This window comes from Rathayibacter sp. AY1A7, from assembly GCF_002930845.1.
GTDB lineage: Bacteria > Actinomycetota > Actinomycetes > Actinomycetales > Microbacteriaceae > Rathayibacter.
The window spans coordinates 140954-149988 of record NZ_PSTL01000008.1 but is presented as its reverse complement, the minus strand read 5'-3'; the positions used below and the strand labels follow the sequence as shown (position 1 = coordinate 149988).

Here is a 9035-nt window from a genome sequence, read left to right as displayed (position 1 = left end):
CCGCCACCCCCGTCCGCCCCACCCGAGAGGAGGCGACCGCATGTACGAAGGCATCGTCCAGGAGCTGATCGACGAGCTCGGCCGGCTCCCCGGCATCGGCCCGAAGTCCGCCCAGCGCATCGCGTTCCACATCCTGCAGACCGAGACGTTCGATGTCACCCGGCTCGCCGAGATCCTGCTCGAGCTGCGCGGCCGTGTGCACTTCTGCGACATCTGCGGGAACGTGGCGGAGGAGGCGACCTGCGGGATCTGCCGCGATCCGCGCCGCAGCCGCGCCGTCATCTGCGTCGTGGAGGAGGCGAAGGACGTCCCGGCGATCGAGCGCACCCGCGAGTTCCGCGGGCTCTACCACGTGCTCGGCGGCGCGATCAGCCCGATCGACGGCATCGGCCCGGATCAGCTCCGCATCCGCCAGCTGCTGCAGCGGCTCGCGGACGGCGAGGTGCAGGAGGTCATCATCGCGACCGACCCGAACCTCGAGGGCGAGGCGACGGCGACCTACCTCTCGCGCATGCTCAGCACCCTCGGCATCCGCATCACCCGCCTGGCCTCCGGGCTGCCCGTCGGCGGAGACCTCGAGTACGCCGACGAGATCACCCTCGGCCGCGCCTTCGAGGGCCGCCGGCTCGTCGAGAACTGACGCGGCCGCCGGAGTCGCATGACCGCTCCGGCATGCGGTCGACCGGTAGACTCGCCCGTCGGGTCGCGACGGCGGTCCAGCCACCGACACGGGAGCAGCACGTGAGCCTGATCGTCCAGAAGTTCGGCGGGTCCTCCGTCGCCGACGCGGAGAGCATCAAGCGGGTCGCGAAGCGGATCGTCGCCACCAAGCAGGCGGGCAACGACGTGGTCGTCGCCGTCTCGGCCATGGGCGACACCACCGACGACCTGCTCGAGCTCGCCCACCAGGTCACGCCCATCCCCGCCCCCCGCGAGCTCGACATGCTGCTCTCCTCGGGCGAGCGCATCTCGATGGCGCTGCTGGCGATGGCGATCAAGAGCATGGGCTTCGAGGCCCGCTCCTTCACCGGCAGCCAGGCCGGCATGATCACGGACGCGCAGCACGGCGCCGCCCGCATCGTCGACATCACCCCGGTCCGTCTCCGCGAGGCGCTCGACGAGAACGCCGTCGTCATCGTCGCGGGCTTCCAGGGCTTCAACCGCGACACGAAGGACATCACCACCCTCGGCCGCGGCGGCTCGGACACCACCGCCGTCGCGCTCGCCGCAGGACTCGGCGCCGACACCTGCGAGATCTACACCGACGTCGACGGCGTCTTCACCGCCGACCCGAGGGTCGTCAAGAAGGCCCGCAAGCTCGACCGCATCACCAGCGAGGAGATGCTCGAGCTGGCCGCCGCGGGAGCGAAGGTGCTGCACATCCGCGCCGTCGAGTTCGCCCGCCGCCACGGAGTCACGCTCCACGTGCGCTCCTCCTTCAGCCCCAACGAGGGCACCATCGTCTACAACGCCGAGACCTCCGGCGCCGAGCAGAACGGACAAGCCGTGGAAGAGCCCATCATCGCCGGAGTCGCCGCCGACCTGAACGAGGCGAAGATCACCGTCGTCGGAGTCCCCGACATCCCGGGCAAGGCCGCGCAGATCTTCACGATCGTGGCCAAGACCGGCTCCAACATCGACATGATCGTGCAGAACGTGTCGGCTGCGGCCACCGCCCGCACCGACATCTCGTTCACCCTGCCCAAGGCCGACGGCCAGACGGTCCTCATGGCTCTCAACGCCGAGAAGGACGAGGTCGGCTTCGAGTCCCTGCAGTACGACGACCAGATCGCCAAGCTCGCGCTCGTGGGCGCCGGGATGCGCACCAACGCCGGCGTCTCCGCGAAGCTGTTCCGCTCCCTCTACGAGGCCGGGATCAACATCGAGATGATCTCCACGAGCGAGATCCGCATCTCGGTCGTCACCCGCGCCGACACCGTGAACGAGGCTCTGCGCGTCGTGCACACCGCCTTCGGGCTCGACGCCGAGGACGAGGCCGTCGTCTACGCCGGCACCGGCCGCTGACGGCCGGACACCCTCGCGATCCGGCCGTTCCTCCCGAGCGGCCGGACCGACCGGTACCCTCTCCCTCGATCCCCCCGCCACGAGCGGCCCGCGCGCCGCACGGACGAAAGAGCACAGCATGAGCAGCACCCCCCTCCACGTGGGCGTCGTCGGCGCGACCGGCCAGGTCGGGAAGGTGATGCGCCGCCTCCTCGAGGAGCGCGACTTCCCGATCGCGTCCATCCGCTTCTTCGCCACCGCCCGCTCGGCGGGAACGACGCTGCCGTTCCGCGGCGAGGACGTCGTGGTCGAGGACGTGGAGACCGCCGATCCGTCGGGGCTCGACATCGCCCTGTTCTCGGCCGGAGCCACGGGATCGCGCGCGCAGGCGCCCCGCTTCGCCGCGGCCGGCGTCACCGTGATCGACAACTCCAGCGCCTGGCGGATGGACCCCGAGGTCCCGCTGGTCGTCAGCGAGGTGAACCCCCACGCCATCGACCAGGCGGTCAAGGGCATCATCGCCAACCCCAACTGCACCACGATGGCCGCGATGCCGATCCTCAAGGTTCTCGACCGCGAGGCGGGGCTCACGCGCCTGATCGTCAGCACCTACCAGGCCGTGTCCGGCAGCGGGCTGGCCGGAGCGAACGAGCTGGCCGGCCAGGTCCGCGCCGCCGTCGCCGACGAGCACCTGCTCGACCTGGTGCACGACGGCTCGGCGGTCGACTTCCCCGCGCCGGACAAGTACGTCGCCCCGATCGCCTTCGACGTCATCCCCTTCGCGGGGAGCCTGGTCGAGGACGGCTCGAATGAGACCGACGAGGAGAAGAAGCTCCGCAACGAGAGCCGCCGCATCCTCGAGCTCCCGGAGCTGCTGGTCTCGGGCACCTGCGTGCGCGTCCCCGTGTTCACCGGCCACTCGCTCTCCGTCAACGCCGAGTTCGCCTCCGCCCTCAGCCCCGAGCGTGCTCGCGAGTTGCTGGCCGACGCGCCCGGCGTCGTGCTGCGCGAGGTGCCGACTCCGCTGGAGGCCGCGGGCAAGGACCCGAGCTTCGTCGGCCGCATCCGCGCCGACGAGGGCGCCCCGGAGGGACGCGGCCTCGCGCTCTTCATCAGCAACGACAACCTCCGCAAGGGCGCGGCCCTGAACGCCGTGCAGATCGCCGAGCTCATCGCGGCGAAGCAGCCCGTCTCCTGACCGGCGTGGACGGGGCCGGCGCCGAGCGCTCCGGCCCCTTCCGGGTGGAAAAGCCGCGAATTTGATGGGGGAGCGGGGCCCCTCCCCGCCGCGGCGTCCGCGGGCGAGCGTAAACTCGACTCTCGTGAACTCCTCGGAACCGGTCGACGTCGCCCTCATCGGTGGGGGCATCATGAGCGCCACGCTCGGCGCCCTCATCACCCAGCTGCAGCCCGACTGGACGATCGCCGCCTACGAGCGCCTCGGCGACGTGGCGCAGGAGTCGTCGAACCCGTGGAACAACGCGGGCACCGGTCACGCGGCCCTCTGCGAGCTGAACTACATGCCCGAGGCGGCCGACGGCTCCGTCGACCCGGCCAAGGCGATCCAGATCAACGAGCAGTTCCAGATCTCGCGCCAGTTCTGGTCGAGCCTGGTGGAGTCCGGCGACATCCGCGAGCCCTCCAGCTTCATCAACCCGGCGCCGCACATGACCTTCGTGCACGGCGAGGCCAACGTCGAGTACCTCCGGAAGCGCTACGAGGCGCTCAAGGACCAGCCGCTGTTCGCCGGCATCGAGTTCACTGAGAGCGTCAAGACCATCCACGAGTGGGCGCCCCTGCTGATGGAGCAGCGTCCCGCCGGCGGCGGCCCCTACGCAGCGACGCGCATGCCGGCCGGCACCGACGTCGACTTCGGCTCGCTGACCCACCAGCTGTTCGACCACGTCGTCGCCCACGGCGGCACACTCGACACCGGCCGCGAGGTCACCGACATCACCCGGCAGAAGGACGGCACCTGGCGCCTCGACCTCAAGCAGGTCGTCGGAGGCACGCCCCAGTCGGTGACCGCCCGCTTCGTCTTCGTCGGCGCCGGCGGCGGTGCGCTGCACCTCCTGCAGAAGTCGGGCATCCCCGAGATCAAGGGCTTCGGAGGCTTCCCGATCTCGGGCCAGTTCCTCCGCACCGACAACCCCGAGCTGGTCGCCCGGCACAAGGCGAAGGTCTACGGCAAGGCCGCGGTCGGCGCGCCCCCGATGTCGGTGCCGCACCTCGATGCGCGCGTCGTCGACGGCGAGTCGTCCCTCCTCTTCGGCCCCTACGCGGGCTTCACGCCCAAGTTCCTGAAGCGGGGCTCGTGGCTCGACCTGCCCCTGTCGATCCGGCCGCACAACATCGGCCCGATGCTCGCGGTCGCCCGCGACAACCTCGACCTGATGAAGTACCTGATCGGCGAGGTGCTCGCCGGCCGTGGCAAGAAGATGAAGGCCCTGCGCGAGTTCCTGCCCACCGCCCGCGACGAGGACTGGTACCTGATCACCGCCGGCCAGCGCGTCCAGGTGATGAAGAAGGACGAGAAGAAGGGCGGCGTGCTGCAGTTCGGCACCGAGGTCATCACCGGAGGGGACGGCACGATCGCCGGCCTGCTCGGCGCCTCGCCCGGAGCCTCGACCGCCGTGCCGATCATGCTCGACATCGTGCAGAAGTGCTTCCCCGACCGGATGAAGGCCTGGGAGCCGCGGATCCGCGCGCTGGTGCCGAGCTACGGCTCGACCCTCAACGACGCGCCCGAGAAGGCCGAGCAGACGGTCACCGCGACCGCCGAGACGCTGGAGCTGTCAGCCTCGGTCTGATCGGCTGCGATCCGTTCGAACGTATGTTCTAATGGCTCCATGAGGTGGAGCGGGCAGTCGATCGGCACGGCCGACGAGGCCGCCCTGCCCGGCCTCGTCAAGCTCACCGACCTGGTGCGGACGGTGCGCACGCCGGAGTTCGAGGGCATCACCTTCTACGAGGTGCTCGCGAAGTCGGCGCTCAACCGCGTGCACACCTCCTCGAAGATGCCGTTCGGCTGGAGCATCAACCCGATGCGCGGCTGTACCCACGCCTGCACCTACTGCTTCGCCCGGCCCACGCACGAGTACCTCGAGTTCGACGGCGGCCGCGACTTCGACTCGCAGATCGTCGTGAAGGTGAACGTCGCCGAGGTCCTCACCCGGGAGCTCGCGAAGCCGAGCTGGGAGCGGCACCCCGTGGCACTCGGCACCAACACCGATCCGTACCAGCGCGCCGAGGGCCGCTACCGGCTGATGCCGGGCATCATCGCCGCGCTCGCCGCCTCGGGCACCCCGATCTCGATCCTCACGAAGGGCTCGCTGCTGCGGCGAGACCTGCCGCTGCTCCGCGAGGCCGCCGAGCACGTCCCGGTCGACCTCGGAGTGTCGATCGCCGTCTACGACGAGGGCCTCCAGTGCTCCGTCGAGCCGGGTGCGCCGACCGCGGCGGCCAGGCTGGCGACGGTCACCGCGGCACGGGAGGCCGGCTTCGACTGCTCGGTGTTCCTGATGCCGATCCTGCCGTTCCTCACCGACACCCGGGCGCACCTCGACGAGTCGCTCCGGGCCTGCCGCGAGGCGGGCGCCAGCACGATCATGTACTCGACTCTCTACCTCAAGCCCGGGGTGAAGGAGTGGTTCCTGCAGTGGCTCGGGCAGGAGCACCCCGAGCTGGTCGACAAGTACCGAGCGCTCTACCCGGGCCGCGACGCCTACGCGCCTCTCGAGTACCGGCGCTGGCTCTCGGCGCGCATCCGCCCGCTGATGCGCGCCCACGGGCTCGAGCGCGGCGAGGAGGACCCGGCCACCGGCTCCGTCAAGTCCTCCGCCCTCGGTTCGCTCGGGACGCTGCGGACCCTCGGCGGCGAGCGGCGCTCCCTCCAGCACGACGGGCTGCTGGTCGGGGAGCTCGGGCCGGAGCGCGCCGCGATCCTGCCCGGCGTCGGGCAGCCGACGCTGTTCTGAGCCGGGGGCGGGCCCGGCCGCGGCTAGGATCGTCCGCATGGTCACCCGCTCCGGTGAGCCCTCGGGCTCCTCCGCCCGGAGCGCCCGCGACGCGCCACCCCGTGCGGTCCGGCTCGGCCTGCTCGACCCGCGCGAGGACCTGCTCGCGGCGACGAGCGCGTGGATCCGCACCCACGCCCCGGACTTCGAGGTCGTCGTGGCCGCCTCCACCTGGCACGACCTGGTGACGAGCGATGTCTTCCCCACCCAGGTGGTCGTGATGGACGTCGAGCTGCGCGAGCCGATCTCGATCGAGGCGCGGATCCGGACCTGCCGGGCGGCGGGAGCCGCGGTCGTGGCGCTCTCCGCGAGCGAGGACGACGAGGTCCGCGAGCGCGCCCTGAAGGCCGGAGCCGTGCGGCACCTGGCGAAGTCGCGCCCGCTCGCCGAGGTGATGGAGCAGACCCGCGCAGCTCTCGAGATGCGCTCGGCCGACGTCTCGTCCGCGCAGTGGCGGCCCCTGCCGTCCGGGGTCGCGGCGCAGCAGCGCCCACGGCTCAGCGCCGGCGAGCTGGAGGCGCTGCGCCTCTACGCGTCCGGATCGAGCACCCCCGAGGTCGCCGCCAAGATGAACGTGCAGTTCGAGACCGCGAAGACCTACCTGCAGCGAGTGCGCCGCAAGTACGTCGCCGTCGGCAGGCCCGCGAGCCGCCGGGCCGACCTGATCCGCCGCGCCGGCGAGGACGGGTTCCTCCCGTGACCGGCCCCTGCTCACCCCGGGGGCCCCGCCCCCGGACCCGCCCCGAGGAGACCTGATGGCCAAGCTGTACTTCCGCTACGGAGCGATGAACAGCGGGAAGAGCACGTCGCTCCTGCAGGCCGCGCACAACTACGAGGAGCGCGGGCACCGGGTGCTGCTGGCCAAGCCGGCCGTCGACACGAAGGGCGAGGAGCTGATCGTGTCGCGGCTCGGCGTGACCCGTCCGGTGGACATCCTGTTCGAGTCCGACGGGGACCCGGTGGCCGTCTTCACCGCCGCCCGGGCCCGCGTGCTGGCCGAGTCGAAGCGCGACGTGAGCGCTCTGCTCGTCGACGAGGCGCAGTTCCTGCCGGAGTCGCACGTCGATGATCTGCTCCGGATCGCCATCCTCGAGAACGTGCCCGTCCTGGCGTACGGCATCCGCACGGACTTCCGCACCGCCGCGTTCCCGGGAAGCAGGCGGCTCCTGGAGATCGCCCACAGCCTCGAGGAGCTGAAGACGATCTGCCGGTGCGGGCGCAAAGCGATCTTCAACGGGCGCGTCGTGGACGGCCGCTTCGTCTTCGACGGCGATCAGGTCGCGATCGACGGAACGGCGGTCACCTACGAGTCGCTGTGCGGCGCGTGCTACCTCCAGGAGAGCCGCGGCCGGCTTCGCGGCTGACCGGTCGAGCGTTCCTCACCGGTGCGACACCCCTCCGAAACGAGGAAGTGGGTAGCCTGACGACGTGACAACACCGGAAACGGAATTACGCCTTTCGAAGCAGCAGGAAAGGTCGGGGGAAACGATGACGGCGCAAGGGGCACCGCTGAGGCGTCGGCCGTCGTGGGAGCAGGACTACCGGCGACGGCTGCTCATCACGGACGTCGTCGCGATCGTCCTCTCCGTCTTCGGCACGCAGCTCTTCTGGTTCGACCTGAACCTGAACTCTGATCTGGGGTTCAAGAATCCCGCCGACATCGCGGTCAGCTACACCTGGGTGTCCGTCGCCCTGTCGGTCGGCTGGCTCCTCGCCCTCCAGATCTTCGACACGCGCGACCGCCGGATCGTCGGCACCGGCTACGTCGAGTACCGACGCGTCGTCGACGCCTCCATCTGGCTCTTCGGCATCGTCGCGATCATCGCCTACCTGCTCCAGATCCTGCTCGCGCGCGGCTACATCATCACGGCGTTCCCCGCCGGGATCGTGCTGATCTGCGTCGGCCGCCTGGTCTGGCGCTCCTGGCTCACCCGGCAGCGCCGGGCGGGCCGCTTCTCGAGCCAGGTCGTGCTCCTCGGCTCCCGCGCGAGCGTCCTGCACACCGCGCGCGAGCTGCGTCGCGGCACCGAGGCCGGCTACAAGCTCGTCGGCGCCGTCTCGACCTCGGTCGGCGGTGCGGACGCGCTGCGGAGCGAGCAGGAGCTCTCGGGCCTCGCGGTCCACGGGTTCACCGGGATCGACGGCGTCCGCGCCGTGATGGACGCCACCGGTGCCGACACGGTGGTCGTCACGAGCTCCGACGAGCTGGCGCCGCAGCGGATCCGCGAGCTGAGCTGGACGCTCGAGCCCGGGCGCGAGCACCTCGTCGTGGCGCCGAGCCTCACCGACATCGGCGGTCCGCGCATCCACACCCGCCCCGTCGCGGGCCTTCCGCTGATCCACGTCGAGACCCCGCGCTTCGACGGCCGCCAGCGGTTCGCCAAGCGCCTCTTCGACATCCTGGCGTCGACCATGCTGATCATCCTCAGCGCGCCGGTGCTCGTCGTCATCGCCGTGCTGGTCAAGGTCACCAGCCCCGGGCCCGTGCTCTTCCGGCAGGAGCGCATCGGCCTGAACGGCGCGACCTTCGAGATGCTGAAGTTCCGCTCGATGGTCGTCGACGCGGAGGCGCGACTGGCGGCTCTCGCGTCGCAGCAGCGTGCGGAGGGGAACTCGATCCTCTTCAAGATGGCGAAGGACCCCCGCGTCACCCGGGTGGGTGCGATCCTCCGGCGCTTCAGCCTCGACGAGCTGCCCCAGTTCCTGAACGTCTTCCGCGGCGACATGTCCCTGATCGGCCCCCGCCCGCCGCTGGCCCGCGAGGTCGAGCAGTACGAGGAGCACGTGCACCGCCGCTTCCTGATGAAGCCGGGCATCACCGGGCTCTGGCAGGTCAGCGGACGCTCGAACCTCTCGTGGGAGGACACCGTCCGACTCGACCTGTACTACGTCGAGAACTGGTCGATGACCGGCGACATCGTCATCCTCTTCAAGACCGCGCGCGCCGTCCTCGCCCGCGACGGGGCGTACTGATCGCCGGGGGGAGGGGCGCCGAGCCCCGCACCCTGTCCGTCT

8 protein-coding genes are annotated in these 9035 nt (G+C 70.8%); all 8 read left to right on the top strand.

Annotated elements, in window-relative coordinates; genetic code table 11:
- Nucleotides 1-40: 40 nt before the first annotated feature.
- Nucleotides 41-640 carry a recombination mediator RecR gene (recR, locus tag C5B95_RS08825; protein ID WP_104222157.1) on the top strand — a complete coding sequence of 200 codons (600 nt, stop codon included), beginning with the start codon at nt 41-43 and terminating at the stop codon, nt 638-640.
- A gap of 101 nt (nt 641-741) precedes the next feature.
- A complete protein-coding gene (locus C5B95_RS08820) occupies nt 742-2025 on the top strand; it encodes an aspartate kinase (protein WP_104260372.1) in 1284 nt (427 codons plus the stop codon).
- 118 nt (nt 2026-2143) lie between these two features.
- Nucleotides 2144-3202, top strand: a complete 1059-nt coding sequence (locus C5B95_RS08815; protein WP_104227259.1) for an aspartate-semialdehyde dehydrogenase — start codon at nt 2144-2146, stop codon at nt 3200-3202.
- A 64-nt stretch (nt 3203-3266) separates the two neighbouring features.
- Nucleotides 3267-4814 (top strand): malate:quinone oxidoreductase, encoded by a 1548-nt coding sequence (locus C5B95_RS08810; RefSeq protein ID WP_104288179.1) that lies wholly within the window; start codon nt 3267-3269, stop codon nt 4812-4814.
- 39 nt (nt 4815-4853) lie between these two features.
- Complete coding sequence (locus tag C5B95_RS08805) at nt 4854-5981, top strand: Rv2578c family radical SAM protein (protein WP_104348961.1); 1128 nt, start codon at nt 4854-4856, stop codon at nt 5979-5981.
- A 37-nt stretch (nt 5982-6018) separates the two neighbouring features.
- Nucleotides 6019-6720: a LuxR C-terminal-related transcriptional regulator gene (locus tag C5B95_RS08800; RefSeq protein WP_146076549.1), complete on the top strand. Its 702-nt coding sequence runs from the start codon at nt 6019-6021 to the stop codon at nt 6718-6720.
- 55 nt (nt 6721-6775) lie between these two features.
- Nucleotides 6776-7384, top strand: a complete 609-nt coding sequence (locus tag C5B95_RS08795; RefSeq protein WP_104348960.1) for a thymidine kinase — start codon at nt 6776-6778, stop codon at nt 7382-7384.
- A gap of 124 nt (nt 7385-7508) precedes the next feature.
- Nucleotides 7509-8993 carry a sugar transferase gene (locus C5B95_RS08790; protein WP_104267501.1) on the top strand — a complete coding sequence of 495 codons (1485 nt, stop codon included), beginning with the start codon at nt 7509-7511 and terminating at the stop codon, nt 8991-8993.
- Nucleotides 8994-9035: the final 42 nt, after the last annotated feature.

Bases quoted from the DNA above. Each gene is read 5' to 3' on its own strand.
- C5B95_RS08790 (WP_104267501.1), top strand. From the start codon at position 7,509: ATGACGGCGCAAGGGGCACCGCTGAGGCGTCGGCCGTCGTGGGAGCAG.
- C5B95_RS08810 (WP_104288179.1), top strand. From the start codon at position 3,267: ATGGGGGAGCGGGGCCCCTCCCCGCCGCGGCGTCCGCGGGCGAGCGTA.
- C5B95_RS08815 (WP_104227259.1), top strand. From the start codon at position 2,144: ATGAGCAGCACCCCCCTCCACGTGGGCGTCGTCGGCGCGACCGGCCAG.
- C5B95_RS08800 (WP_146076549.1), top strand. From the start codon at position 6,019: ATGGTCACCCGCTCCGGTGAGCCCTCGGGCTCCTCCGCCCGGAGCGCC.
- C5B95_RS08795 (WP_104348960.1), top strand. From the start codon at position 6,776: ATGGCCAAGCTGTACTTCCGCTACGGAGCGATGAACAGCGGGAAGAGC.
- C5B95_RS08805 (WP_104348961.1), top strand. From the start codon at position 4,854: ATGAGGTGGAGCGGGCAGTCGATCGGCACGGCCGACGAGGCCGCCCTG.
- recR (WP_104222157.1), top strand. From the start codon at position 41: ATGTACGAAGGCATCGTCCAGGAGCTGATCGACGAGCTCGGCCGGCTC.